Here is a 26,478-nt window from a genome sequence, read left to right on the forward strand (position 1 = left end):
CCACGCCCGGCACCCCACCCGAGAGCCGCGGGATTCGAACGTGTGATCGAACCTTACCACCTGGCCCGTCTTGGGTGCGGCTGGCAGGTGGGGCAAGTGAAGCTCGACCGGTTCATGAAAGCGTCCCGGCGCACCGCGTCTCCGCATCGTGTGCACGGCCGACCCGCGCGGCCATACACCTGTAGCGACCGTTCGAACAGCCCGCTGACTCCGTCCGCCGACACGTACAGGCGGTCGAAGGACGTACCGCCCACCTCAAGAGCCGCGATCATCACCGTCCGCACGCAACCCAGCAGCCTGCCGACCTCCGCCCGGGTGAGGGTCTCGGTCGGCCGCGCGTAGTGCAGCTTCGCGGCCCACAGGGCCTCATCCGCGTAGATGTTCCCGACCCCGCTGACAAGTGTCTGATCGAGCAGGGCCCGCTTCACGCCGGTACGGCGTCGACGCATCCTCTCCGTGACGAGCCGCTCGTCGAAGGCGGGATCCAGAGGATCCCTGGCGATGTGCGCGACGGGAGCAGGCAGATCCGCTTCCCCCGTTGCGACCGCCAGGCCACCGAAGGTGCGTTGATCCACAAATCGCAGTTCGCGTCCTCCGTCCGTGAAGACGAACCGGATCCGCAGATGCTTCTGGTCGGGGGTGGCGGGTGGAACGACGAGCAACTGTCCGCTCATCCCGAGATGGGCGATCAGTGCATCCCCCTGGGCCGGATGACCTGGGGGCAGGGCGGGCGGAGACATCTCGGCCAGCACAGCAGCTGATTCCTCCTCCGGTGGTTCTTCTGGAACCACCGGAGCGCACGCCGCATGGTCTACCGGCGGCTGAAGTACCAGCCACAGATACTTGCCGCGGCGTCGTGCCGCCGTTATCCGGCGGCCGACGAGCAGCGCCGAGAAGTCGGCGGCACCGGCCAGATGACGGCGCACCGCACGAGGATGGTGGACGTCAACCGATGCGATGACGCGACCGACGACACCACGTTCCAGACCGCGGCGAACAACCTCTACTTCGGGGAGTTCTGGCATGATCTCCGGTCGTCGGGTCGGGTCAGTGGGATGACACCGGACCCTCGACGTGGCTCGATGAAGCTGTTGCCACCCCTGAAGCTGTTGCCACCACTGAAGCTGTTGCCACCACTGAAGCTGTTGCCACCACCGAGCCTGTCGCCAGCGCCCAGGAAGCGAATCGGGGCAGCTGATGATCAGCCACTCTCACAGACCCGAGACCTGATCGTGATCAAGGCTGCCGACGGCGGACTTCTCGTGATTTCCGCCGGCGACGTCCGCGCCCGAACCGTCCTCCCGCCCCAAGGCTGACCGTTCCTCGAGAACCGCGAAAGCCGCGGCGGCCGCCCGCTGCTCGGCCTCCTTCTTGCTTCCCCCTTCGCCCTCGCCCAGTGGCTCTCCCGCGATCCTCGCGTAGGCGGTGAATCGCTTCGCGTGGTCCGGACCGGCCTCCTCGACGATGTATTCGGGCGGCCCGAGAGCCAGCACCGCCGTCTGTTCCTGCAGTGAGGTCTTCCAGTCAAGCCCTGCGCCTCGGCCGGCGGCCTCGTCCAGCAAGGGATCGAAGAGACGGTGCACGAAACCGGAGGCCACGTCGAGGCCTGAGGACAGATAGACCGCCCCGATGATGGCCTCGAGGGTGTCGGCGAGAATGCTCGCCTTGTCGCGCCCCCCGGTGGTCTCCTCGCCCCGGCCCAGCAGCAGGTACGGACCGAGCCCGGTGGGTCCGATCCCCCGTGCCACGTCCGCGAGAGCCCGCATGTTCACAACCGAGGCCCGCTGCTTGGCGAGCTGCCCCTCGGGAAGATCCGGGTGGCGGATGAACAGTGCCGCCGTCACCACCAGACCGAGCACCGCATCGCCCAGGAACTCCAGGCGTTCATTGGTGGGCAGGCCGCCCTTCTCATAGGCATAGGAGCGGTGTGTGAGGGCGCGGTCGAGCAGCTCGGGGTCGATGGCGACCTCGAGTACCTCGATCAGGCCGTCCCGCGGCGGCGGGGGTGGCAGCTGGCGGGTCATCCGACCAGCCCGGCCAGGGCCCGGCGACGCGCCACCAAGATCGCCATCGCCGCTCTGGTCCGAGAGGCCAGGTCCGCATGGACCGCGACCGACGCCGCCCTCAGCGCCGCGAGCAGCCCGACTGCCTGGCTGTCGCCGGCTTCATCCGGTGCCCGCTCCGCGTGGACCGCGACACCATCGACCCCCAGCACGATCGTTCCCCCCCGCACATCAGGATCTTCCAACGTTCCCCATCCCGGATCCAGACCGGCCCTGGACAGGTGCCCCGTACCCCGATGAGATTCCCACCATCGCATCCCGCGGATGACGGACATCAGGACATCTCCGGTGAATCCGTCGGTGACCGCCACGTCAACTCCACGGCGATGATCGATCTTCTGGCCGTCGCCCGGCTCGCCCGTCCACGAAGGCGCGAGGAGCCGATCAGCCGTCAGCGGGCCGACATAGTGCAGATCGAGCGATCGGAGCAGCTCGTCGGCGGCTCGTCGCAAGGTGTCGGGAAGCGCTGGACGCGCCGTCAGAAGCCCGACTCGGGGAGCGTTGACGGCGAAGCGAACCGCGGCGTATGCACTGCCCGCGACCGCGAACTGGGCGAGTTCGTCCGCCGTCACATCAACCGTCGCCCCCGCGTCGCACAGCACGACGGGGGCGTTCGCCCCGCCGACAATCGAGGCGAGAGTGGCCCGTGTCGCCCCGGGGAGCAGACCGTAGGTGAACTGAGCCGAGGCGACCACGGCTTCGGCCGGGGCTGTCGAGACCATCGCATCGGCATGTCCGTCACGGACCAGGCGCGCCGCCACCCGGACGCCGGAGTCCCGACGTGCTCGCACTTCACGCAATGCCTCCGGGCCCGCCGAAACGCTGCGAGCGGCCGTGGCGAGCAGGACGCGCTCGCCTGGCACAATTCCCAGCCGAGCAAGGTCATCCCGGACGGTATCACCGGATGTCACCAGAGTGAGCACCAGATGCGGATCGGCGCCGAGCGCACTGGGCAATGCCTCGAGGAGAGGCCCGGAAGGCAACCCCTCCCCCACCAGGTCAACGGCGATACGTGTCACACCGGGTCAGACGTCAAGCACCTGACGGTCGTTGTACCGGCCGCACGTGCCACAGACGGTGTGCGGCCGGATCACGTGCCCCCGCGAGCACTTTGCGAGGGTCGGCACCTTGGCCTTCCACTGCGAACGCCGGGACCGGGTGTTGCTGCGCGAGGTGCGCCGCTTCGGGACGGCCACTATTCCTTCTCCTTGCTCTCATGAGGGTCGGTGCGACCCTTCTCGGTTCCCGTCGCTCCGCTGCCGGCCAGCGCGGACAGCGCCGCCCATCTCGGGTCGGATCGCGCATGGGAATGTCCAGGCTCGACATCGTCGAGACGCACCCCGCAGTCCACGCAGAGTCCCGCACAGTCCGGACGGCAGATGGGTGACAGCGGAAGGTTGAGTACCAGGGCATCCCGCACCACGGGCTCGATGTCCGCATGATCATCGATCAGTACCCGAGCATCTTCGTCGTCACCCAGGTCCACGGCTCGGTCAGGGTAGTAGAACAGCTCGCGAAACTCGACCATGCTGACCTCGGACACGTCGTCCAGGCAGCGCGCACATTCACCCCGAAGCGGCGCCACGACGCTCCCGCTGACCAGGACACCCTCGATCACCGATTCGAGACGCAGGTCCAGGGTGACGCTTGCGCCGGCCGGCACCCACATCATCTCGGTTCCGAGATCGGCGGGAAGTTCCGCCTGCGCCCGGACAAGCCGCATCGACCCGGGCCGACGACCGAGCTCACGGGTGTCCAGTACAAGGGGACCCCTCGGGGTCCGACGGCGAAAGTGGGATCCAGTCATGGCGGCAGTCGAATTCACATCTACGTCAATGTCAGGAAGGCCAGCCGAAACAGGGCCTTCGTGGTGGTGTAGCTACCCGGCGTCGCTGACGACTGAGGCAGCCCGACGTCAGCGGCACCCTGGACCCTCCCAGCGGCACCCCGGACCCTCCCAGCGGCCCGGACCCTCCCAGAGGATCGACGAACAGACTCCAGCCGGTCAACTACCGAGCCGGTCAACTACCAAGCCGGTCAGCTACCAACGCCGGTCAGCTACTACGGTCTCCTAGCCTATCCGATCGGTGCCGCGGACGATCCGATCAGGCTGCCGGGATCTCCGGACACCCGAGCCCGGCGGGCGGCGGACCTCCGCCTAGGAAGCCGCTCGGGTGCCGCTCGCCCCCCGCGACCGGCCCCGGAGCCCGGACAGTCCGGAACGGCGGGAGAGCCCGGCGGAAGTCGGTCGGCGGCTACCCACCCGGCGGGGGTTACTGAGCGAGGCGCTCACGGAGCTGTTTGAGTACCACATCCGGTACCAGCCCCGACACGTCACCTCCGTAACGCGCGACCTCCTTCACCAGACTGGAGGACAGAAAGGCATATTGCGGGTTCGTACTCATGAAAAGAGTCTCCACGCCCGCAAGCGAATTGTTCATCTGCGCCATCTGAAGCTCATAGTCGAAGTCGCTGACCGCACGCAGTCCTTTGACGATCGACTGGATACCCCTACTCCGACAAAAATCGACGATCAGCCCGTGGGACGCATCTACCAGGACGTTGGACGGCGCCATCGGATGATCACGCAGGGCCTCTCTGATGAGCTCCATCCGCTCGTCGACGGTGAACAAGGTGACCTTGTTCTTGTTGATCGATACGGCGACCACGACCTCGTCGAAGAGTCTGCTCGCTCGGACGATGATGTCGAGATGACCGTTGGTGATCGGATCAAATGAACCGGGACAGGCTGCCCTCCTCATGATCGAATACCGTACCAGAGAGCACCCTCCCCGTACCTCCGGTCGCGCAGCGCACACAACCCGTCAGGCCAGGCGACCGGGCCCGAGCGGTGCGATCTTTCGACAACGCAGACACCGTCCGCAGTCAACCAGGCGGCCGCCAGCAGCTTTGACAGCACTTCGCCGAGTTCCGAATCGCGCATCGCGTACGGCGGATCGAGGAAAACCACGTCGTAGGGATTATCCGAGGTGTTCTGCACCACACGCTCTACCGCGGCTTGCGCGATCTTCGCGCCCGACAGTCCCAGCGCTGTCACGTTCCGCCGCAGAGTGCGTATCACGACCGGATCGCGGTCGACGAGAAGAGCATGAGTGGCACCCCGAGACAGCGCTTCCAGACCGACCGCACCAGACCCGGCATAAAGATCGGCAATCCGAGCACCCCGCAGATCCAGACAGGTCGACAAGGTGTTGAACAACCCCTCACGGGCACGTTCCGAGGTCGGACGGGTGGTCGTTCCGGGTGGAACCACGAGCCGCCGACCACCCGCGGTTCCACTGATGATGCGCGTCATCGGGCCACCCGGTCATCCCTTCTCGAGGAAGGCGACACTGGTGTCGTCGAGAACCGCGTCGAGCAGCCGGCGCAGTGCGGGATGCCGGTCCAACCCGGGGTCGTCGTCAACCAGGCGACCGGCCTCCTCGCGTGCGTCGCGGATCAGGTCCTCATCACGAAGAAGTTCCAGGAGCTTCAGGGATCGTCGTCCGCCGGACTGGGCGGCCCCGAGCACATCGCCCTCTCGACGCTGCGCGAGGTCGAGACGGGCCAGCTTCGCCCCGTCGCTGGTGGCGGCGACCGCGCTGAGCCGCTCCCAGGCGGGGGATCCCGGCTCGGCCGCTGTATGCAGAAGACACCAGCCGGGCGCGGTGCCCCGGCCGACCCTCCCGCGCAGCTGGTGCAGCTGGGACACGCCGAACCTGTCCGCGTCCAGGACGACCATCACTGTCGCGTTCGGTACGTTCACTCCCACCTCGATGACGGTGGTGGCGACCAGCACGTCGACCTCGCCGGCCGCGAATCGGTTCATGGTGGCCTCCCGTTGCCCGGGTGCGAGACGACCGTGCAGCGGTTCAACCCTGAGGTCCGCAAACTCGCCATCCACCAACAGGGGCAGCACCTCACACACTGTCGCAGCTGGTCGGGACGCTCGCGAATCCGGACCGGCAGCCGAGGATTCGGCGGGATCATCCTCCCCGCCCCCGTCCTCCCCGCCCGCACCGATCCGGGGACACACGACATAGGCCTGATGCCCGGCGGCCACCTCGTCGCGGATTCGTCCCCACATTCGATCCGTCCAGGATCTCTGGCTCGCCGGCACCACGAACGTCCCGATGGGAGAGCGTCCCGCTGGCAGTTCGGTGAGCTCGGAGACTTCGAGATCACCGAACACGGTCATCGCGACCGTCCGGGGAATCGGTGTCGCGGTCATCACAAGAAGGTGGGGAGGACGTCGTCCACGCGCTCGCAGTGCGTCCCGCTGTTCGACGCCGAAACGATGCTGTTCGTCGACGACGATCAGACCAAGATCGTTAAAAATCACCTCATCGTGCAGCAGGGCATGAGTACCGACCACCAGACCGGTGGAACCGTCCGCGATCTCCGCCAGAGCCTCCCGCCGCGCACGCCCTCCCATCGATCCGGTGACCAGCGTCACCCGCGTGGCCCGATGATCGGCTCCTAGTTCCCCTGCCCGGGCCAGATCGCCGAGCATCTCCCGGAGGCTTCGGCTGTGCTGAGCGGCAAGAGTTTCGGTGGGCGCCAGGAGTACCGCCTGGCCGCCCGTGTCGACCACAGTGAGCATCGCCCGCAGGGCGACCAGTGTCTTGCCCGAACCCACCTCTCCCTGTAGCAGTCGATGCATCGGAACGGGCCGACCGATCTCGGCTGCGATCGTCTTCCCCACCTCGCGCTGGCCCGTCGTGAGGGGGAAGGGCAGATCGGCATCGAACGCCGCCAGCAGACCATCCGGACGCTGCGGCCGGGGTGTTGTCGCCAGCGCCTCCACCTCACGACGCCGCTGGGCCAACGCCACCTGCAACACCAGAGCCTCATCCCAGGTGAGGCGCCGACGACCGGAGGCGATCTCACCACGGTTCGCGGGCTGGTGAACCAGCCGGAAGGCCTCGGCCAGAGCGGGCAGGCGGTACCGGCTGCGGAGATCGTCCGGCAACGGATCCTCGACGGGATCGAGAGAGTCCAACGCCAGCCGGACGCACCTCGCCAGCGTCCAGCTCGGCACCTTGGCGGAGGCGGGGTAGATCGGAACCAGCGCGTTCGCGAACGGCGCACCGCTGACGGCTTCCCCGCTCTCCTCGGGTTCGAGGAGCTGGACCTCCGGGTTGGTCAGCTGACGCTGCCCGCGGAACTCGTCGACCTTGCCGGCGAACAGCGCGGTCGTCCCGGGACGTAGGTCACGCTCCCGCCAGCTCTGATTGAAGAAGGTCAGCGACAGTGAATGCCGGCCGTCCGTCACCGTCACGCGCACCATCGACTTCCGGGTGCCGCGCATCGGGCGGCGTTCCGTCTTCTCGACCCGGGCCTGGACCGTAACCGTCTCACCGACGACGAGGTCCGCGAGGTCCGTCAGCTCGCCTCTCTCATGGTACCGGCGGGGCAGGTGCCCCAGCAGATCACCGACCAGCCTCAACTCCAGACCATCGGCCAGGAGGGCGGCGGCACGCGCGCCGACGAGGGCCTTCAGGGGCGTGTCGAGGTCGACCACATTACCGATAGTGCACCGGAGCACCGACAGTACCGAGACCCACCGGCTCCCGCCGCATCATCTGGACCACAGAACTGGACCACAGAAGGTGGGGTAACCTCAAGCGGGCCGCCACTGCGCGCGTCCCCCGGCGGCGCCGTCAGGGTCGCGGGTTGCGTACGATTCTGGTTCTGACTCCCCTGACGTCCCGGGCACGCCTACCGGGACCAGTACTACTTCGACTTCGGCTACTACTTCGACGGAGTGTTTCTCGTGTCTTCGGTGTGTGACGTCTGCGGCAAGGGGCCGGGCTTCGGTATGTCGGTCTCCCACTCCCACCGACGCACGCGCCGTCGGTGGAACCCCAACATCCAGACCGTGCGCACGGTCGTGGGCGGGACCCCCAAGCGGCTGAACGTCTGCGCTTCCTGCATCAAGGCGGGCAAGGTCTCTCGCGCCTGAGCCCTCCGGGCCGGACGTTACTCCGGCCGGACGGGGCGTCACCGGACACAGGCCTCCCGTGGAGGTCGAGGCGGAGCGCGGCCACATCCACGTCGGGTACGCTGCCGGTCACCGACGCCGATCCGTTAGTGTCCCGGCATGGCAGGCTCCAGGCGTCGGATTCGGCTCGCCCTCCTGTTCGGTGGCCGCAGCACCGAGCACGCGATCTCCTGTATATCGGCCAGCGGTGTACTGCGAGCCCTGGATCGTGACGTCTACGACGTCGTCCCCGTCGGCATCGACACACATGGCCGCTGGGTCGTGCTGCCGGACGACCCGACCGCCCTCGCGGTGACGGGAGACCGACTGCCCGCCGTCGTCGCGGCCCACGGTGAGAGCGTCGTCCTGGCCGCGGATCCGACGACGCCCGGTCTGTTGCCGTGCCGCCCCCGCGGCGGCCTCGACTCTGTCAGGAACACCCTCGGGAGCAGCGACGCTCTCGGGAGCAGCGACATTCCCGGGGACATCGATGTGGTCTTCCCGCTGCTCCACGGCCCCTTTGGGGAGGATGGGACGGTCCAGGGTCTCCTGGAGATGGCCGGCCTGCCCTACGTCGGCTCCGGGGTGTTCGCCAGCGCGGCCGCCATGGACAAGCAACACATGAAGGCACTGCTGCGGGCCGCCGGCCTTCCCGTCGGCTCCTACGCCGTCCTGCGAGCCGGTGACACACTCACCGGGGCCGACCAGGAACGGCTGGGGCTGCCCGTCTTCGTGAAGCCCGCGCGCGGCGGGTCGAGTATCGGGATCAGCCGGGTCGAGGCCTGGGCGGACCTGGACACCGCGATCAAGGCAGCCCGCGCCAGCGACCCCAAGGTCCTGGTGGAGTCGGCGATCGTCGGCCGCGAGATCGAGTGCGGGGTCCTCGGAATTCTAGACGGCCCCGGTGCCGAGGCGAGTGTGCCCGCCGAGATCACCGTCACGTCTTCGGCCGGCTTCTACGACTTCGAGGCCAAGTACATGTCCGACGCCACCCACTTCGACGTCCCGGCCAACCTGTCCCACGCGGTACGGGAGGAGGTCCGGGGAGTGGCGATCGCGGCGTTCGAGGCCCTGGACTGCGCCGGGCTCGCGCGGGTTGACATGTTTGTCACGGCCGACGACCATGTGATCATCAACGAGGTCAACACGATGCCCGGTTTCACCCCTACCTCGATGTTCCCGCGGATGTGGGAGGCGAGCGGGGTCACCTATCCGCAGTTGGTGGACCGGCTCGTCAGGCTGGCCCTGCGCGACGGAGCGGGGCTGCGCTGACCGCCCGGCACCTGCGCCACCCGGGCCCGTGACGGCGTGGAGGCGTTCCGCCGGGCGGGAATGGCCGGGAGCTCGTCTCAGGATGTCGTCGACCTGCTGTGCGCCCGCACGGCGGGGGCGACCGAGACGAGTACCTCGAACGCCTGCACGTCGGCGGGCAGGGTGAGAACCACCTGGGGCTGCCGCGTGGGGGTGGAATAGCGCACCGTCGTGCCGCCCAGGTTCTCGGCGAACCACCCCACATCGTCCACGACGGACAGCATCGCATCGGGACGGTAGCTTGCCGGAAGACCGGGCGCGCCGCAGGTGAGCACCACCGGCGCCGCGCCGTAGGCCGCCGCCGTGGCCTGTGGGGGGTCCAGTGTCCGGCGGTCGAGGTCGTCCCCGAGCGACGGGGGAAGATCGTGGACCAGGTCCACGCACGACGAACGGACCGACTCCGCGGGAATCGGCACGTTGGTCAGCCGAATCGATCCGGGACCGCCGCATCCGACCAGCGCGAGCAGGACCCACGAGGCGACGAACACCGGATACCGACATGACCGCCCCGGCCGGCGCCCGCCCCGTGCCGGGCGTCGGCCCCGCTCGGCTTGCTCACCACCGGTGGCCATGTCCCGATTCTGGCGCGCCACCGACGTCACCGGTGGCCCGGCCCCGGCGGTGGGCGCGAGCCGGGAGCCGGGAGCGCCCACCGGGTCCCCCGTCCCGGAGCCGACCTGACCCACGTCGGGACGGAGGAGCTTCAGCGGCGGAGAAGCTCAGAAGTGAACGACCGGGCAGGTCAGCGTGCGGGTGATGCCGTCGACCGACTGCACTCTCGCCATGACCATCTTCCCGAGGTCATCGACGGTGGCCGCCTCCGCCCGGACGATGACGTCATAGGGGCCGGTGACGTCCTCGGCCTGGGTGACCCCGGGGATCTGCTCGATCTCCTTGGCAACCGAGGAGGACTTGCCGACCTCGGTCTGGATAAGGATGTACGCGTGGACCACAGACGCTCCCTCGTCGGACGTCGACAGCCCGTCGAGCAGAACTACGGGCCGACAGAAGGTAACAGGCAAACGGCCCGGATGAGAGCCTCCGAGGTCGAGGAATTTGCTCAGATCGGCCGACAGGGACCGACCGAGGGGTCGCCCGGCCTCATCCGGAACCCCAATCGTGGGGGTCAGCTGGCCGGCTCGGTACCCGGTTGTGATGGCAACCACGACGCAGCTACCCAGAGCGAAGAATAGGAGACACGTGAACGCTCGGAGCATCCGGAGCGAGCCGCCGCCGGAACCGAGCTCCGCCCCGCCCCGCGTACTGACGATCGCCGGATCGGATTCTGGCGGCGGCGCGGGCATTCAGGCAGATCTCAAGACGATGCTCGCCCTCGGCGTCCACGGCATGAGTGCGATCGTCGCGGTGACGGCACAGAATTCCCTGGGCGTCCATGGTGTGTGGGATCTCCCTCCGGAAGCGGTCCGAGCCCAGATCAGAGCGGTCGTGGCGGACATCGGGGTCGACGCGGTGAAGACGGGGATGCTCTCCTCCGCGGCTCTGGTCTCGCTGGTCGCCGCCGAACTCTCGCGGCTCGACGTACCCGTCGTGGTCGATCCGGTCAGCGTCTCCAAGCACGGCGACCCCCTGCTGTCCCCGGAGGCGGTCGAGGTGGTCCGTACGGAGCTCATGCCCCGCGCCACCATCGCCACACCGAACCTCGACGAGGTACGTCTGCTGACCGGGGTGGAGGTGCTGGACGTCGCCGACCTGCCCAGAGCCGCCGAGGCGATGCTCGCCCTGGGCCCGCGCTGGGTGCTGGTGAAGGGCGGGCATCTTCCCGGCGACGCGGTCGACCTGCTCACCGACGGGACCACCGAGGTCGTCCTCCGAAGCCCCCGCCTGGACCGGCGGCACACCCATGGCACCGGATGCACGCTGGCCTCCGCGATCGCCGCGCACCTGGCGCAGGGGCGTGGTCACGTCGAGGCCGCACAGGCCGCCAAGGCCTACGTCAGTGGCGCCCTGGCCAGCGGCTTTCCGCTCGGCGCGGGGATCGGCCCGGTAGACCACGGCTATCGTCACCGTAGGTAGCAGCCTGAGAGCCGGGCTCGGGCCGCGCCGGCGGCGTCTGGTTCAATCGCCCCGCCGCACGTGACCTGACGCACGTCACGCATCCGCATCATCACCGTGGAGGTAGCCCGTGGGGGCGCACAGCTCGGGAGTGGTACCATCCACCAGCACGGACCGACGGTGGTATCGCATCGTCGGCGGCGCTCCGCTCACCGGCTCGGTCGAAGCGTCCGGGGCCAAGAACTCGGTCACCAAGCTGCTCGTCGCCACCCTCCTCACGCCAGAGCCGTGCACCCTGACCCGGGTGCCTCGGATCGCCGAGGTCGACGTGGTCCTGGGCATGCTCGCCGAACTCGGCACCCAGGTGGAGTGGCTGGACGAGCACACTGTGCGACTCGCCACCGAAAAGATCATCGACGCGTCGCTGTCCGAGGCCTACTCCGGGGTCAACCGGATACCGATCCTGATGATGGGCCCGCTCCTGCACCGCGTCGGCGAAGCCGTGATCCCGCTGCCCGGCGGTTGCCGGATCGGCAAGCGTCCCGTCGACTTCCACCTCGCCGGCCTGCGTGCCATGGGTGCGGAGATCGTCGAGCAGCTGCGTTCCGTCCAGGTCAAGACGCTGGGTCTGCACGGCACCCATGTCGCGCTGCCGTTCCCGAGTGTCGGCGCGACCGAGAACCTGCTCCTGGCCGCGGTCCGGGCGCAGGGTACGACCGTCATCTCGAATGCGGCGGTGGAACCGGAGGTCATCGACCTCATCATGTTCCTGCAGCAGATGGGCGCCCTCGTCGACGTGGAAGTCGACCGCACGATCGTGGTGCAGGGGGTCGACGCACTGCGGGGAGCCACCCATGCCCCGATCCACGACCGCATCGAAGCCGCGTCCTTCGCCTCGGCCGCGGTGGCCACCAACGGCAGGGTGGAGGTGGTCGGTGCCCGCCAGGAACATCTGGCGACCTTCCTCAACCACCTCCGCCGGCTCGGTGGCGAGTTCGAGGTCACCCCGCGGGGCATGACCTTCTTCCGGGCCCAGCCGTTGACCGCGTCACATGTGCAGACCGACGTACACCCCGGGTTCATGACCGACTGGCAGCAGCCCCTGGTCGTCCTGCTCACCCAGGCCAAGGGTGCCTCCGTGATCCACGAGACGATCTACGAGGACCGGTTCGGATACACCAGACAACTGGCCGAGATGGGCGCCGACATCGCCCTGTCGACCCTGTGCCTCGGTGGGAAGGCCTGCCGGTTCGCGTCCCGGGACTTCGAGCATTCGGCGGTCGTGAGCGGGCCGACCTCCCTCACCGGCGGTGATCTGGCGATCCCCGACCTGCGCGCCGGCTTTGCCTACGTGCTGGCCGCGCTGGTGGCCGACGGCACCAGCATCATCCGCGGGACCCGTTTCCTCGAACGCGGTTACGAGGACCCGGTGGGTAAGCTGCGCTCGATCGGAGCGTTCATTGACACGCAGGCCGTGGGTTCGCCCCCGGCACCGACCACGCCCCGACCTGACCGGAACGACGGTGCTGCCGGGCCAGGCGCATGCAGGTGAGGCGCGTGCAGGCCAGGCGCATGCAGGTCAGGGACACGCAGGTCAGGGACGGAGCCGGTACTCCGGGCCCGGCTCCCGACTCATCAGATCCTTGACGGCCTCCATCGGGGGAAGACCCTCATAGAGGACCCGTTCGACCTGGCGGGTGATCGGCATGGCGACGCCCAGGTCATCGGCCATGGCGAGCAGGGGGCGGCAGGAGCGCACCCCCTCGGCGACCTGCTGCTGTTCGGCCTCCACCTGCGCGAGCGTGAGGCCACGCCCGAGTTTCTCGCCGAAGGTGCGGTTGCGCGAGAGCGGGGAGCCGCAGGTCGCCACGAGATCCCCCAGTCCCGCCAGTCCCGCGAATGTCATCGGATCGGCACCCAGCGCGACCCCGAGTCGGAGGGTCTCGGCCAGGCCGCGCGTCATCAACGAGGCGAGGCTGTTGGTGCCGAAGCCCATTCCCTCCAGCATGCCGGCAGCCAGTGCGATGACGTTCTTGATCGCTCCGCCCAGCTCGCAGCCGATCACGTCGGTGTTGGTGTAGGGGCGGAAATAGGGCGTCCAGCACGCCGCCTGGACGGCCTCCGCCGTGCTCGTCGAGGTACTGGCGACCACAGTCGCCGCCGGCTGCTCGGCGGCGATCTCGGGCGCCAGATTCGGACCGCTCACCACCGCGATCCGGTCCGGCGACACGCCTGTGACCTGCGTGATGACCTCGCTCATCCGCAACTGGCTGCCCACCTCCACCCCCTTCATCAGGCTGACGTAGACGGCGTCGGGCCCAATCAGGGGCGCCCATCCGGCGAGGACGGAGCGCAGCGCCTGAGACGGTACGGCCAGCACCACGAACTCCGCGCCGGCCAGCGCCTCCCCCGCGTCGGACATCGCGCGCACCCGGTCCGGCAGCTGGATCGCCGGCAGATAGCGCGGATTGACCTGGCGGGTGTTGACCGCCCGGACGATCTCAGGGTCACGGGCGACCAGGTTGACCCGTGCTCCGGCATCCGCGAGGACCTTCGCGAACACACTTCCCCAGGACCCGGCCGTAAGCACCGCGGCCCGTCTCACCTGGTTCCCCAGGAAACGTCCGGCCGAGCGGGGGGAGTGATCGCGACCCCGACGATGGGTACGAGGAAGGCGCCACCGATCGAGGCGTTTTCTACCTTGTGGCGGGAATCGACAATAATTGTGCCCTCCGGATGGATCGCGTGCCTGGTATCGACGCCCGGCCGGCTGGACACCTCGCATCGCGCCGCGTCCGCCGCGTCCTCACTCTGACCGTAGACGCCGATCTGGCGGGTACCACGCAGGATGCGCCGCATGCCGGGGACGCGCCACGGCTCCGGCGTTCAGCCCGCGCACGCAGGACCCGGCGCACCGCGGGGTCGGCATGGCCTATGGTCGCCTTCGTGTGGCTCCCACGAAACGGAGTGTCCTGGACGGTCGTGCTGCCGCTGAAGAACCTCACCCGGGCGAAGACCCGGCTGGACCGCCCCGACCGGAGCCGGCTGGCCCTTGCGATGGCCTTGGACACGGTGATGGCGGTACTTGAGTCCGAGACCGATCTGGTCGGCGCCGTGATGATCGTAACGAACGATCGGACGGCCGACCACGCCCTGTCGACTCTCCTCAATTCCCACTATATTGGCGCAGATCAACCGAATCTTTCCCCGGCTGCGAGGAGTGCTCGGCTCGTCGTGATTCCGGACGAACCCGACCGAGGTCTCAATCCCGCTCTGGTGCACGGCGCCGCGCTGGCCTCGGCCCGCTGGCCCACCCGTGCGGTGGCTGCCCTCTCCGCCGACCTTCCCGCGCTGCGCCCCCCCGAGCTGCATCAGGCGCTGTCCGAGGCGAGCCAGCACCGTCGAGCGGTTCTCGCCGACGCGACCGGAACGGGAACCGTTCTGCTGACCGCGTCGGCCGGCGCCACCCTGCAGCCCGCATTCGGACCACACAGTCACGCCACGCACCGTCGCTCCGGAGCGGTGGATCTGACGGGAACCCTCGGTGGCTCGGTACCGGGACTGCGACGTGACGTCGACACGCTGGCGGATCTGGCGCAGGCCCGGGACCTGGGGGTAGGCCGGGCCACCAGGGCGGCGCTGACCGCCGGGTATCACTCCCCGCTCGTGGCGGAGGACTCCGGCGGATCCGGCGGCGAATCGGGCACCTCGGCGGAGTCAGGGCTGTCCGTACCACCGGGGATCGTAGGCGGAACCCAGCGCCGGATCGTGAGCGACGCGAGCGGACCAGGTCGGGCGAAGAAGTATCCCTGACCCAGCTCGCAACCCAGCTCCTCGAGCTCGGCGATCTGTCCTTCCCGCTCGATGCCCTCGGCCACGACGACGGCACCGAGGGCGTGCGCGAGACTGATCATCGATCGACGCATCGTCGCCACCCGGTGTCCGTCCCTGGGCGGTGGTTCGAGCAGCGTCCGATCGAGCTTCACGACGTCCACCGGCAGTTGATGGAGGGCGGCCAATGTGCTGTGGCCGGCACCGACATCGTCGAGCGCGACCGCCACCCCCAGCGCACGAACCTCGTTCAACACCTCGCGTGCGCCGCGCAGATCGTCAATCCGGCTCGTTTCGGTGATCTCGACCACCAGCCTGCCCGGGTCGAACCGACTGGCCGCCAGCGCCTGGGCGACGCTGTCGAGCAGCGTGGTGTCGGCGATCCTGCTGGCTGAGACGTTCACGTGCAGCCGCAGTGCCGAGGCCGGGTACGCCACGGCGACCTCCGCGCAGGCCTGGGTGAGGACCATGTCGTCGAGGGCGCCGACGATGCCGCCGTCCTCCGCGGCCGCGACAAAGGTGCCCGGTGGCACCGGTCCACGCCCCGGCTCCGTCCATCGGGCGAGGGCCTCCAGGGCGACCGGACTGCGATCGCGCAGCCGCACGATGGGCTGGTAGTGCACGTCGAAGCCGGCCGACCGTCCTCCCCTGCGCAGGGCGGTGGCCAAGGCGTCGGCGAGGTGCGTGCCGGCGCTGGGCGGGCACAGTCCGGGCCGGTAGACCACCAGACGGTTCTTTCCCGTTCGTTTTGCCGTGTGGACGGCCGTGTCGGCCCGCCGGAGCAGCGCCTCGGTGGTCTCCTGGGTCCGGCACGCGACGACCAGCCCCACACTCCCGCGGACCGGCCAGAGGTGACCGGCGGCCTGCGCCGGCTGGCGCAGCGCGGCCAGGACCCGTTCGGCGACGGTCTCGGGCAGTTCCCGCCCACCGTCCAACAGCACGGCGAACTCGTCGGAGCCGAGCCTCGCCACGGTGTCCGACGTGCCTACGCAGTGTCGTAGCCGTTGCCCGACCGCGCGCAGCAGATGATCACCTGCGGCGTGCCCGAGGCTGTCGTTGACGACCCGGAAGTCGTCGAGGTCGCAGTACAGGACGGCCACGTCACGGCCGTCGTGGCGGCTCGCGGCGAGGGCGTCGGTGAGCCGCTGGTGGAACAGGGTGCGGTTGGCCAGCTCGGTCAACGGGTCATGGGATGTCCAGTGCCGCACCTCGTGCTCGGCCTCGCCGACCCGGCTCGCCAACCGCTGACTCACCCGCAGGGTCGTCAGCTGCCGGACGAGGACGGTGAGGACGAGCGTCGCACCCCCGATAATCTCGACCGGATCGAGAATGACTCCGCCGTGGGCCCGCCCCAGCAGAAGCGCCGCGACCACGGCCGCGGCGACATAGGGGACCGCCGGCCACAGCCATCCGAGCAGTTCGCCGTGAACGGGCCACCGGCGAGACCGGCGGCCGTCCTCCCGGCCGTTCTCCCGGCCGTTCTCCCGGCCGTCCCCCCGGCCGGCACGCGATGCCGCAAGGACGATCAACAGGGCACCGGCGACCGAGCAGGAACCCGTCATCGTGGGATCCCTGCCGTCGAGCTGAACGATCCATACGCCGGCGACCGCGAGGCACACCAGTCCGGTTCCGGCGATCGCGACGGCGGGCAGGTCCACCGGTTGCCGGAAGCCTGCCACGTGCAGGAATGCGATGATCAATAGCAGCACGACGATCGGATGCGCAACCGCGAGGAGATGCTCCACCGGCTGCGGCGGGCGGGAGGAGTCCACTTCGTCGATCCCGGCGAGCACCCCGGACCAGGCGAGCAGGAACAGGGAGTTGCCGAGTATGACCTCGTCGAACGCGGTGGCCGGACTGGCGCGCGGGTAGGCGGCGGCCACCCCCTCGCCGCCCGCCCCGGCGACGCGGGTGAGCCGCGAGGAACTCGGCGGCCAGCGGTGGGTGCCCCCGGCGAGGCCGGCCATCCCTGCCGGCGCCAGCACGCCCGCGCGCGGTCGTGATCGACGCGCCCGACCCGCGGGAACAGCCGCGAAGGCGGCGAGTGCGAGGACCGGCATGGCGAGTTGGCCGGCGTCGGTGAGATACCCGGCATCCGTCGCCGTCCGCCCTCCGACCGATGCCCCGTCCCAGCGGTGCAGCATCCATCCGGCCTGTCCAACCGTCCAGGTCGCCAGCGCGAAGGACAGCCACACCAACCAGCGGCCCCGTACTCGACCGAGACGGCGACCGGCCCGGGCACAACTCAGTGTCGCGGTCAGGCCCGCGGCGATCGCGGCGGCGTCGACGAGCATCCCTCGTCCCGCCCTCCTCCCCCTGTGCTGGCCGCCTGGGGCAGTCGGCCGCCTGGGGCAGAGGGATCCGACCGGACCACGGAAACGGCCCGCTACATCACGATAAGGTACAAACGAGCGCGACGGCGCTTCTCGGCACCGTAGCGCGTGATCGCTATATCACAAAGAGTAGGCGAATACTTCGCGTGCCGCGCGGTCTCTGCCAGTGTCCGGATCGGGGTCAGACCGGCGATGCGGGTCCCGCCCGGCCCCCGCTGCCAGAGATGCCACATCGATGCTGCCGAGTCCATCGGGGACTGGCACCATCTACAGGCATGAGCGAGCTGATGGCGACCCGTCCTGAACAGCCTCAGCGCAAGGCCCGCAGTGGCCTGCTCGAGCCCCTGGAGGCGCCGCGTCAGCCGGCGCCGTCCGACCTGCCCGCCGGCCGCTTCATCAACCGGGAGGCGTCCTGGCTCGACTTCAACGCCCGGGTCCTCGCGCTCGCCGAGGACGTGTCCACGCCCCTGCTGGAGCGCGCGAAGTTCCTAGCGATCTTCGCCAGCAACCTGGACGAGTTCTACATGGTCCGGGTCGCGGGGCTGATGCGACGCGAGGCGACGGGACTGGCCGTCCGCTCCGCCGACGGGCTGACCGCCCGGGAACAACTCGATCTCATCAGCACGATGACGGCCGAGGTCACCCGGCGGCATTCGCGATGCTTCACCGACGAGGTGGGGCCGTCGCTGGCCCATGCCGGGATCAGCATCCGGTTCTGGCCCCAGCTGACCGAGACCCAGCGTGATCAGCTGCACCACTACTTCCACGAACAGATCTTCCCGGTGCTCACTCCCCTCGCCGTCGATCCGGCGCACCCCTTCCCCTACATCAGCGGGCTGTCGCTCAATCTGGCCGTCCAGGTCCGTGACCCGGGCGGGGAGGTCGACCGCTTCGCCCGGGTGAAGGTGCCCCAGAACGTTCCTCGGCTGGTCCCCGTAGCGGTGGAGCCTACCGACACGGCCGGTGTCCCGGGGGGTCTGGCCCCCCAGGCGAGCGCATGCTTCGTCCCGCTGGAGGAAGTGATCGCTGCCCATCTCTCCCAGCTGTTCCCGGGCATGGAAGTGATCGACTCCCATCTGTTCCGGGTCACCCGCAACGCCGACCTCGAAGTCGAGGAGGACGAGGCGGAGGATCTGCTCCAGGCTCTGGAGCGCGAGCTCGCCCGGCGCCGGTTCGGTCCCGCCGTCCGCCTGGAAGTGGACGCCGACATCGATGATGATCTGCTCACCCTGCTGATGCGGGAGCTGGAGATCACCGAGCGCGAGGTACATCGGGTCGCCGGCCTGCTCGACCTGTCGACCCTGTGGGCTCTCTACGACCTCGACCGCCCGGAGCTGAAAGATACGCCGCGGGTCCCGATCACACATCGGCGGCTGACGACCGATGACGGCGAGACACCGGACTTCTTCAGCGTGCTCCGGGAGGGCGACATCCTCGTCCACCACCCGTACGACTCGTTCACCACGTCCGTTCAGCGGTTCATCGAGCAGGCGGCGGCCGATCCGCATGTTCTCGCCATCAAGCAGACGCTCTATCGCACGTCCGGGGACTCCCCCATCGTGGATGCCCTCATCGGCGCGGCCGAGGCGGGAAAGCAGGTCGTCGTCCTCGTCGAGATCAAGGCCCGGTTCGACGAGAGCGCCAACATCCGCTGGGCCCGCGAGCTGGAACGGGCCGGCTGCCACGTGGTCTACGGTCTCATCGGCCTGAAGACCCACTGCAAGACCTGCCTCGTGGTACGCCAGGAACGCGGCGGCCTGCGCCGCTACTGCCATGTGGGTACCGGCAACTACAACCCCAAGACCGCTCGGCTCTACGAGGACCTCGGGCTGCTGACCGCCGACCCGGGCGTGGGCGCGGATCTCACCGACCTGTTCAACGTCCTCACCGGCTACAGCCGACAGACGGAGTACCGCTCGCTGTTGGTCGCCCCGCAGCACATGCGGGACGGCATCCTGCAGCGGATCGAAGCCGAGGCCCAGGCTGCCCGGGGGGGCGGGGAGTCCGGGATCCGCATCAAGGTCAACAGCCTTGTCGACGAACAGGTGATCGACGCGCTGTATCACGCCTCCATCGCCGGGGTACCCGTGCACTGCCTGGTCCGCGGGATCTGCGCCCTACGTCCCGGAGTGCCGGGCCTGTCGGAGACGGTCCACGTGCGCTCGATCCTGGGGCGGTTCCTGGAGCACAGCCGGGTCCTCGAGTTCACCTCGTCTGGCGAGTTCTGGATCGGCAGCGCGGACATGATGCACCGCAATCTCGACCGCCGTATCGAGGCACTCGTGCGCGTCCCGCACCCGGACCGGCGAGACACCCTGCGGCAGATGCTCGACCATGCGTTCTCCGACGAGGTGTCCGCCTGGGTGCTGCAGTCCGACGGCCGCTGGGAACGACGCACGACCGGGCCGGACGACGTTCGCCTGTCGGACTACCAGCACGACCTGATGGCCGACGCCATGCGGCGCGGGCACCGGTAAGCCCGGCGCCCGCACCGATGGTCAGTCGTTGCTCGCCGAGACGCTCGACTTGAACTCGGAGCCGGGCCGGAACTTCGGCACGACCGAGGCAGCGACGTGCACGGGCTCACCCGTCGCCGGGTTACGACCTGTGCGGGCGGCCCGTTCCACCCGCTCGAACACGCCGAAGCCGGTGATGGTCACCTTCTCTCCGCTCGCGACGGCCTCCTGAATGGCGTCGAACACCGCGTCGACGGCCTTGGTGGCGTTCGACCGCCCGCCCTCGATCTGCTGGGCGATGCGGTCAACCAACTGGGACTTGTTCACAACAACCTCCGGACGCCCCCCGCGGGCGCGGGGTGGGGAGCAGATCGGGCATCACACTGCGCTGCACCGTAGGCATCTCCACTGTCGAGGGCAATTCCCGTGAGCGTGTCGCGTCACACAAACCCGCACGTCAACGGGTTCGCTCCGGTGGGCGACGGGATGCGTAGGGTCCGGGCGACATAGCCCGTTCGGCAGATTAATTACGTTCAGTAGCGAGAATTGCCTTCTGGTTTGGGCGCAATGTCACCCTTTGGTAGCCGGATGCCCCCGACATCGCTGATGCCACTCCGATGGGTAGCTACCCGGAAGCCGGCCGCGACAGTCGCTTCATCCCCACAGAGATGGGGAACGCCCCCCCGGCGCACCCGCCACCCATCCCACCTTCCTGAATGTGAGATCCGACACGCACCACCGTGAACCCCCGACCGAGAGCGGATCCGACTCCGTCCCCGCGGATGGTGCGGTGCTCGGGAACCGGCGCACCCGGACGCCGGTGGCCGGGTGACAGCCCCGGGCGTTAGGCGGTGGTCGGCGACCAGGCGGGCCGACCGGCCTCGAAAGAGGTGATCATATCTTCGTAGCGAAGGGTCAGCCCGACGTCGTCGAGCCCCTCCATCAACCGCCAGCGGGTGAAGTCGTCGAGGTCGAAGGTGGCCACCAGCCCCGCGCCCCGGACCTCGCGCGCGACGAGATCGACAGTGATCTCGATCGTGGGATCGGCCTCGACCGCGGACGTGAGTGCCTCGACCGTCTCAGCCGACAGCTGCACCGGCAACAGGCCGTTGCCGAGGGCGTTGCCGCGGAAGATGTCCGCGAACCGGGGCGAGAGCACGGCACGGAACCCGTAGTCCTGCAGCGCCCAGACGGCGTGCTCCCGCGAGGAACCGGTGCCGAAGTCCGAGCCGGCCAGCAGGATCGACGCCGCGGCGTACGCTGGTTCGTTCAGCACGAAGCCGTCGTCGGCGCGCCACTGCGCGAACAGGCCGGCGCCAAATCCCGTCCGCTCGATCCGCTTGAGCCACTCACTTGGAATGATCTGATCGGTGTCGACGTCGCTGCGGCGCAGCGGCACCGCGCGCCCGGTGTGAATCGTGAACGCCTCCATCGCGGAAACGCTCCCCTCTCAAAGAAGTCGTGGATGAACGACGGTCGCCGTCGTGCGTGGACCGACGATCCACGCCGGGCGCGCTACAGATCCGCCGGAGCGGTCAGCCGACCGGTCACGGCGGTGGCCGCGGCGACCGCGGGCGAGACGAGATGGGTGCGCCCACCCGGCCCCTGCCGGCCCTCGAAGTTGCGGTTCGACGTCGAGGCACTGCGCTCGCCGGGCCGAAGCGTGTCGGGGTTCATGCCGAGGCACATCGAACAGCCGGCGCTGCGCCACTGCGCTCCCGCCGCTCGGAAGACCTCGTCGAGCCCCTCCGCCTCGGCCTGCGCCTTCACCGCCATGGAGCCGGGAACGATCAGGACCCGGACCCCCTCGCTCACCCGCCGGCCGCGCAGCACGTCGGCGGCGGCGCGCAGGTCACTCAGGCGCCCGTTGGTGCACGATCCGATGAACACCGTGTCGACGGTGACGTCGGACAACGGGGTGCCGGGGGTGAGGCCCATGTAGGTCAGCGCTCGTTCGACCGAGGCCCGCGCGGCCGCGTCCGGGTAGTCGGCGGGCGCGGGAACCAGCGATCCGAGCGGTGCGGCCTGGCCCGGGTTGGTTCCCCAGGTGACGTAGGGCGTGAGGCTCGCGGCATCGATCACGACCTCCCGGTCGAAGACCGCGTCGGAGTCGGAGGCGAGGGTGCGCCAGTAGGCCACCGCTTCCTCCCAGGCAGCACCGGTGGCGACACGCGGCCGCCCGGCGAGATACTCGAACGTGACGTCGTCGGGCGCAATCATCCCGGCGCGCGCGCCGGCCTCGATGGACATGTTGCAGACCGTCATCCGGCCCTCCATCGACAGGGCCCGGATCGCCGCACCGCGGTACTCGATGACGTGGCCGGCACCACCGCCGGTACCGATCCGCGCAATGATCGCCAGGATGAGATCCTTCGCGCTGACCCCGACGGGCAGGTCGCCCGCCACGGTGATCGCCATCGTCTTCGGCCTGCGCTGCGGCAGCGTCTGGGTCGCGAGGACGTGCTCGACCTGGCTGGTGCCGATCCCGAAGGCCAGCGCCCCGAACGCGCCATGGGTGGAGGTGTGGCTGTCACCGCAGACGATCGTCATGCCGGGCTGGGACAGCCCGAGCTGGGGGCCGACGACGTGCACGATGCCCTGGCCCGGGTCGTTCATCGGGTACAGCCGCACGCCGAACTCGGCGCAGTTCTTCCGCAGCGCCTCCACCTGGGCCGCCGAGATCGGATCGGCGATCGGCGCCAGCGTGTCGGTGGTGGGGACGTTGTGATCCTCGGTAGCGAGGGTCAGCTCCGGACGCCGCACGGGCCGCCCGGCCAGCCGCAGGGCCTCGAACGCCTGCGGCGAGGTGACCTCGTGAACCAGGTGCAGATCGATGTACAGCAGATCCGGTTCACCGTCGGCGCGCCGCACCACGTGGGCGTCCCAGACCTTTTCCGCAAGTGTGCGCCCCATGGGCAACCCATTCTCCCCTCTTCTGGCGTGGTGATGAGTTTCCCTCTCCCACAGCTTGTTGTCTCATGATGTGGGATGACAGTATCAATGTGTGAAACAGCTTAGCGGAGTCGGAGTCCTGGACAAAGCAGCCCTCGTGCTGACCGCCGTCGAGGCGGGACCGGCGTCACTGGCTGATCTGGTGGCCCGAACCGGGCTCACCCGCGCGACGGCGCATCGGCTGGCACAGGCTCTCGAGGTCCACCGCCTGCTCGGCCGGACCGCCGACGGCCGCTTCGTCTCCGGGCCGCGGCTCGCCGCGGGGACCCCGACCCCCTTGCCGTGGGACCTGCTGGATCGGGCCGGCCGGGTTCTCGCCGAGCTTCGTGAGGTGACCGGAGAAAGTGCCCAGCTCTATGTGCGGCGCGGGGCCCTGCGCCACTGCGTCGCCGCCTCCGAACGCGCCAGCGGCCTGCGCGACACCGTGCCCGTCGGCGCCGCACTCCCGATGACCGCGGGGTCCGGTGCTCAGGTCCTCCTCGCCTTCGCGGCGCATCCCGAGCCGGAACTGCTCGCCGGAGCCCTGTTCGACGAAGCTGTCCTCCGCCGGGTGCGCGATCGTGGCTGGGCGGAGAGCATCGGGGAACGCGAGAGGGGGTTGGCGTCCGTGTCCGCCCCGGTGCACGATGGCACGGGAACGGTGATCGCGGCAGTGTCCCTGTCGGGACCGGTGGAGCGGCTCACCCGGTCGCCGGGGCGCCGGCACCGCGCGGCGGTCCTCGCCGCGGCGGCCCGGCTCTCGACACCGGCCGTCGGCTGACACACCACTCGTCTATATCCACTCGCCTGCATCCACCCGCCACCAACCGCCGGCCACCGGACGTCGGCCACCAACCGGTGGACCACCGCAACTTTTCCCCGGCCACAAAACACGCGACCGGACCTTTTCGTCGGCCGTTCTTGCCATTCGCCATTTTGAATCCCCCATTCGGACCCCACGCCCGCGACTGCCCGGGCTACATCTGCCGGTGGCGGGCGGCGGCTCCACCGCGCAGGGGTATCCCCCGCCGCGCGGCTTCGCCGCCCTACGTCGTAGCCTGTTCGAGTCGTCCGTCTCGGATGATCGGAACAGTAGGCCGGATGACCCATGCGGGTATTGGCATCTAGTGCAAGCGATACAGCTCGCCCGCGCACTGGTGCGCTCGTCCGGATGACGCTGCGGGCTCCGCCCACGGGCCGCCGCCGCCCGCAGCGGCGCCGTCGTAGGTTCGGCCGCCCCGGGCGGCGCCAAAGAAGGGGACAACGCGCGGTGCGCAAACTGGGTTCGCGGTACGTGCTGCACGAGATACTCGGGCAGGGTACGACCGGCCAGGTCTGGCGGGGCGCCGCCGTCTCGGACGGTGCTCCCGTGGCCATCAAGGTGCTGCGCCCCGAGCTCGCCGACGATCCCGAGATCGTGGAGCGCTTCCTGCGTGAATGGGACCTTCTGATCGACCTCGACAGCCCGGATCTCGTCGCCGTACGCGATCTGGTGAACGAACCCGACGTGCTCGCCATAGTCATGGATCTGGTTGACGGTCCCGACCTGCGGACCCATCTGCGCGAGTTCGGGCCTCGACCGGTGGAGGAGGCGGTCCGGCTCGTCGTCGGCACCCTGTGGGCGCTCGACAGCGTGCACGCCGCCGGCGTCGTCCACCGGGACGTCAAACCCGAGAACATACTCATCGACACTTCCGATCCGGCTCATCCGATCGTGCGCCTGACCGACTTCGGGATCGCCCAGATGATCAATGGTTCGTCCCGGACCAGCGTCACCGGGCCGATCGGGACCCCGCTCTACATGGCTCCCGAGCTGAGCACGGGCGCGCCACCCACCCCGGCAGCGGACGTGTACTCGGCGGGAGTCGTGCTGTACGAGCTTCTCGCGGGTTCGCCGCCGTTCGACTCCCCCAACCCGGCCGAGCTCCTGCAGGCGCACCGCGAAAAACAGCCCCAGCCCATCCAGGGTGTGCCGGCGCCGGTGTGGGGTGTGCTGGCCGGAATGCTCGCCAAGTCCCCGAGGGGGCGGCCCGTGAGCGCCGCCGACGCGGCCGAGGACCTGGTCGAGGCGCTCGAGGCCAGCCGTTGGGGGGGCGGCTACGCGTCCAGGCCAGGCAGCCATGCCGAGCATGACAACCGAATCCAGCTCTCCGCACTCGCCGGCGCGTCCGCGGCCCGAAGCGCGGATCATTCCCCCGCCACGGGAACGCAGCGCGTGGTGCGCTCCGCCGCCGTGGCCGCGGCGGGGGGCGCGGGATGCGTGGTCGGGGCGGGCGGCGCGGTCGGCGCAGCCGCCTGGTCCGACCTGGAGCACACGCAGATCGCGGGCAGTCCGCTGACCACCACCACGCAGGCCGGTGGCACGCAGGCCGGTGGACGGGAGGGCGGCGTCGAGCGCACCCGGATGGCCCCGGCCACCGGCGGCCGGGGAGGGTGGGACGGTGACGCCCCGACCGGCATGCAGCCGGCGCTGCGGGTCCCGGCCCGCTCCGACGCCCCGGCCGCGGACACGAACACAGTCATGTCGGCGATCCCGGCGAACCACCAACCCGGCCCCCCGATCGGTGGGGCCGCGGCCGCCTCGCGGGCGGCTGCCGACCGGCGGCGGCGTAGCCGGATCGCGGCGGGTGCGGGCCTTGTCGTCGCCCTCGTCGCCGGTGCCGGCGGCTGGGCGCTCGCCTCCAGCGGGGGCACCGGCGCGGAACTGAGCGCGGACGGTCCCGGCGGGGTGTCCGCTGCGGCGGCCTCGGGCGGTTCCGGCTTCGGAACCAGCGGAGCCGCTCCGGGCGTGGCCGTTGGGGTCAACCCGACGAGCCTCTCCGGGGGCGGGGCGACCCCGCGGCCCAGCGCGAAGGGATCTCCCTCTCCCGGCGCCGGCACGGCGCCTGCGGCCAGCCCCACGGGGGCCACGCCGACGAACAGCCCGACGGCGCGGAGCAGCCCGTCCCCGTCACCCACCGACGACGGCACGGCGACCGTTCCCAACACCGAGGGCAGCTCGTTCACCACGGCGGAGAACACCCTGAAATCGGCGGGCTTCACGAACCTCAGTAAGGCCTTCGGGTGCTACGGCGCCGGTGCGGTCGACACCGTCGCGCACCAGTCCCCGAAGTCGGGGAAGATTGCCAAAACAGCCACGATTAACCTGCAGGTTGAGGATTGCGCGCAGGTACCCGGCGTCATCGGAATGACCGAGTCGGACGCCAAGTGGCAGCTCACCCTCGCCGGTTTCACCTCCACCGCGGTCAACGGGTCATGCAGCAACAGCGAGACCAGCAAGGTGTCGGCGTACTCCCCCACCGGACAGCGTCCACGCCATTCCACGACGGTGACGTTGACCCTGGCCTGCACCAAGCCCCCAGCGTCCGCCCCGGCCCCGACCCCCACATCGACATCGACATCGACGGCCAGGACCTGAACGCCTGACCATCGGGCCGCCGGCGGGGCAGGTCCCGGCGCCTTCCCGGCACGGGGATCAGCCCGGCGCGGGGATCAGCCCGGCGCGGGGATCAGCCCGGCGCGGGGATCAGCCCGGCGCGGGGAACGGTCTTCCCGCC

At 69.5% G+C, this 26,478-nt stretch carries 23 protein-coding genes and 1 pseudogene; 8 read left to right on the forward strand and 16 right to left on the reverse strand.

Translation table 11 applies throughout. The features are described 5' to 3' along the window. Positions 1–53: 53 nt before the first annotated feature. From mutM to recG, 8 genes are all read right to left on the reverse strand, one after another. Positions 54–1,025, reverse strand: coding sequence for a bifunctional DNA-formamidopyrimidine glycosylase/DNA-(apurinic or apyrimidinic site) lyase (gene mutM, locus BMG523DRAFT_RS06640; RefSeq protein WP_011437976.1), 972 nt, complete (start codon positions 1,023–1,025; stop codon positions 54–56). Positions 1,026–1,211: 186 nt separating this feature from the next. After that, on the reverse strand, positions 1,212–2,024 hold the full coding sequence (rnc, locus tag BMG523DRAFT_RS06645; protein WP_011437977.1) for a ribonuclease III: 813 nt from the start codon (positions 2,022–2,024) through the stop codon (positions 1,212–1,214). Then, positions 2,021–3,082 carry a phosphate--acyl-ACP acyltransferase gene (locus tag BMG523DRAFT_RS06650; RefSeq protein ID WP_023840231.1) on the reverse strand — a complete coding sequence of 354 codons (1,062 nt, stop codon included), beginning with the start codon at positions 3,080–3,082 and terminating at the stop codon, positions 2,021–2,023. The genes rnc and BMG523DRAFT_RS06650 overlap by 4 nt, the downstream gene beginning before the upstream one ends. A gap of 6 nt (positions 3,083–3,088) precedes the next feature. Beyond that, complete coding sequence (gene rpmF, locus BMG523DRAFT_RS06655) at positions 3,089–3,259, reverse strand: 50S ribosomal protein L32 (protein ID WP_011437979.1); 171 nt, start codon at positions 3,257–3,259, stop codon at positions 3,089–3,091. Further along, complete coding sequence (locus tag BMG523DRAFT_RS06660; RefSeq protein ID WP_011437980.1) at positions 3,259–3,870, reverse strand: DUF177 domain-containing protein; 612 nt, start codon at positions 3,868–3,870, stop codon at positions 3,259–3,261. The genes rpmF and BMG523DRAFT_RS06660 overlap by 1 nt, the downstream gene beginning before the upstream one ends. 466 nt (positions 3,871–4,336) lie before the next feature. After that, positions 4,337–4,825: a pantetheine-phosphate adenylyltransferase gene (gene coaD / locus BMG523DRAFT_RS06665; RefSeq protein WP_011437981.1), complete on the reverse strand. Its 489-nt coding sequence runs from the start codon at positions 4,823–4,825 to the stop codon at positions 4,337–4,339. Then, positions 4,822–5,379, reverse strand: a complete 558-nt coding sequence (rsmD, locus tag BMG523DRAFT_RS06670) for a 16S rRNA (guanine(966)-N(2))-methyltransferase RsmD (protein WP_011437982.1) — start codon at positions 5,377–5,379, stop codon at positions 4,822–4,824. Before rsmD ends, coaD begins: the two co-directional genes overlap by 4 nt. Positions 5,380–5,391: 12 nt before the next feature. Beyond that, positions 5,392–7,587 (reverse strand): ATP-dependent DNA helicase RecG, encoded by a 2,196-nt coding sequence (gene recG, locus BMG523DRAFT_RS06675; protein ID WP_035958175.1) that lies wholly within the window; start codon positions 7,585–7,587, stop codon positions 5,392–5,394. A gap of 252 nt (positions 7,588–7,839) precedes the next feature. Between recG and rpmB the strand changes: the two genes are divergently transcribed. Further along, positions 7,840–8,028, forward strand: a complete 189-nt coding sequence (rpmB, locus tag BMG523DRAFT_RS22755) for a 50S ribosomal protein L28 (protein WP_011437984.1) — start codon at positions 7,840–7,842, stop codon at positions 8,026–8,028. Between the two features lie 138 nt (positions 8,029–8,166). Continuing rightward, positions 8,167–9,318: a D-alanine--D-alanine ligase family protein gene (locus BMG523DRAFT_RS06680; protein ID WP_023840234.1), complete on the forward strand. Its 1,152-nt coding sequence runs from the start codon at positions 8,167–8,169 to the stop codon at positions 9,316–9,318. A gap of 77 nt (positions 9,319–9,395) precedes the next feature. Here BMG523DRAFT_RS06680 and BMG523DRAFT_RS06685 read toward each other — a convergent pair whose 3' ends face one another. Continuing rightward, positions 9,396–10,010, reverse strand: a complete 615-nt coding sequence (locus tag BMG523DRAFT_RS06685) for a DUF3515 family protein (protein WP_011437986.1) — start codon at positions 10,008–10,010, stop codon at positions 9,396–9,398. 66 nt (positions 10,011–10,076) lie between these two features. Then, positions 10,077–10,310, reverse strand: coding sequence for an Lrp/AsnC family transcriptional regulator (locus BMG523DRAFT_RS06690; protein WP_011437987.1), 234 nt, complete (start codon positions 10,308–10,310; stop codon positions 10,077–10,079). A gap of 247 nt (positions 10,311–10,557) precedes the next feature. Between BMG523DRAFT_RS06690 and thiD the strand changes: the two genes are divergently transcribed. Both thiD and murA read left to right on the forward strand, forming a co-directional pair. Further along, a complete protein-coding gene (thiD, locus tag BMG523DRAFT_RS06695) occupies positions 10,558–11,391 on the forward strand; it encodes a bifunctional hydroxymethylpyrimidine kinase/phosphomethylpyrimidine kinase (protein ID WP_011437988.1) in 834 nt (277 codons plus the stop codon). Positions 11,392–11,500: 109 nt separating this feature from the next. Then, on the forward strand, positions 11,501–12,922 hold the full coding sequence (murA, locus tag BMG523DRAFT_RS06700) for a UDP-N-acetylglucosamine 1-carboxyvinyltransferase (RefSeq protein WP_011437989.1): 1,422 nt from the start codon (positions 11,501–11,503) through the stop codon (positions 12,920–12,922). 42 nt (positions 12,923–12,964) lie between these two features. On the opposite strand, the gene BMG523DRAFT_RS06705 is transcribed toward murA, so the two are convergent. After that, positions 12,965–13,975 (reverse strand): NAD(P)H-dependent glycerol-3-phosphate dehydrogenase, encoded by a 1,011-nt coding sequence (locus BMG523DRAFT_RS06705; protein ID WP_011437990.1) that lies wholly within the window; start codon positions 13,973–13,975, stop codon positions 12,965–12,967. Beyond that, entirely contained in the window at positions 13,972–14,229 is a 258-nt protein-coding gene (locus BMG523DRAFT_RS06710) for a hypothetical protein (protein WP_011437991.1), read from the reverse strand. Before BMG523DRAFT_RS06710 ends, BMG523DRAFT_RS06705 begins: the two co-directional genes overlap by 4 nt. A gap of 75 nt (positions 14,230–14,304) precedes the next feature. On the opposite strand from BMG523DRAFT_RS06710, the pseudogene cofC reads away from it, so the two are divergent. Beyond that, positions 14,305–14,988, forward strand: a pseudogene (gene cofC / locus BMG523DRAFT_RS22760) (2-phospho-L-lactate guanylyltransferase); the annotation flags it as partial. A 35-nt stretch (positions 14,989–15,023) separates the two neighbouring features. On the opposite strand, the gene BMG523DRAFT_RS06715 reads toward cofC, so the two are convergent. Beyond that, a complete protein-coding gene (locus tag BMG523DRAFT_RS06715; protein WP_043590665.1) occupies positions 15,024–17,495 on the reverse strand; it encodes a bifunctional diguanylate cyclase/phosphodiesterase in 2,472 nt (823 codons plus the stop codon). Positions 17,496–17,809: 314 nt separating this feature from the next. On the opposite strand from BMG523DRAFT_RS06715, the gene BMG523DRAFT_RS06720 reads away from it, so the two are divergent. Further along, the gene (locus BMG523DRAFT_RS06720) at positions 17,810–20,011 is read left to right on the forward strand and encodes an RNA degradosome polyphosphate kinase (RefSeq protein ID WP_035731292.1); all 2,202 of its coding nucleotides are present in this window, start codon (positions 17,810–17,812) and stop codon (positions 20,009–20,011) included. A gap of 21 nt (positions 20,012–20,032) precedes the next feature. Here the strand turns inward: BMG523DRAFT_RS06720 and BMG523DRAFT_RS06725 are convergent, their stop codons facing one another. The 3 genes from BMG523DRAFT_RS06725 to leuC all read right to left on the reverse strand — a co-directional run bounded on the left by BMG523DRAFT_RS06725 (position 20,033) and on the right by leuC (position 22,903). After that, positions 20,033–20,317, reverse strand: a complete 285-nt coding sequence (locus tag BMG523DRAFT_RS06725) for an HU family DNA-binding protein (RefSeq protein ID WP_011437995.1) — start codon at positions 20,315–20,317, stop codon at positions 20,033–20,035. Positions 20,318–20,834: 517 nt separating this feature from the next. Continuing rightward, positions 20,835–21,422, reverse strand: a complete 588-nt coding sequence (leuD, locus tag BMG523DRAFT_RS06730; protein WP_043590667.1) for a 3-isopropylmalate dehydratase small subunit — start codon at positions 21,420–21,422, stop codon at positions 20,835–20,837. A gap of 83 nt (positions 21,423–21,505) precedes the next feature. Beyond that, positions 21,506–22,903 (reverse strand): 3-isopropylmalate dehydratase large subunit, encoded by a 1,398-nt coding sequence (gene leuC / locus BMG523DRAFT_RS06735; RefSeq protein WP_011437997.1) that lies wholly within the window; start codon positions 22,901–22,903, stop codon positions 21,506–21,508. Between the two features lie 91 nt (positions 22,904–22,994). On the opposite strand from leuC, the gene BMG523DRAFT_RS06740 reads away from it, so the two are divergent. Further along, the gene (locus tag BMG523DRAFT_RS06740) at positions 22,995–23,702 is read left to right on the forward strand and encodes an IclR family transcriptional regulator (protein WP_011437998.1); all 708 of its coding nucleotides are present in this window, start codon (positions 22,995–22,997) and stop codon (positions 23,700–23,702) included. A gap of 489 nt (positions 23,703–24,191) precedes the next feature. Further along, a complete protein-coding gene (locus BMG523DRAFT_RS06745) occupies positions 24,192–26,339 on the forward strand; it encodes a serine/threonine-protein kinase (protein ID WP_011437999.1) in 2,148 nt (715 codons plus the stop codon). Positions 26,340–26,478: the final 139 nt, after the last annotated feature.

It is taken from the genome of Frankia sp. BMG5.23, from assembly GCF_000685765.2.
Taxonomy (GTDB): domain Bacteria; phylum Actinomycetota; class Actinomycetes; order Frankiales; family Frankiaceae; genus Frankia; species Frankia casuarinae.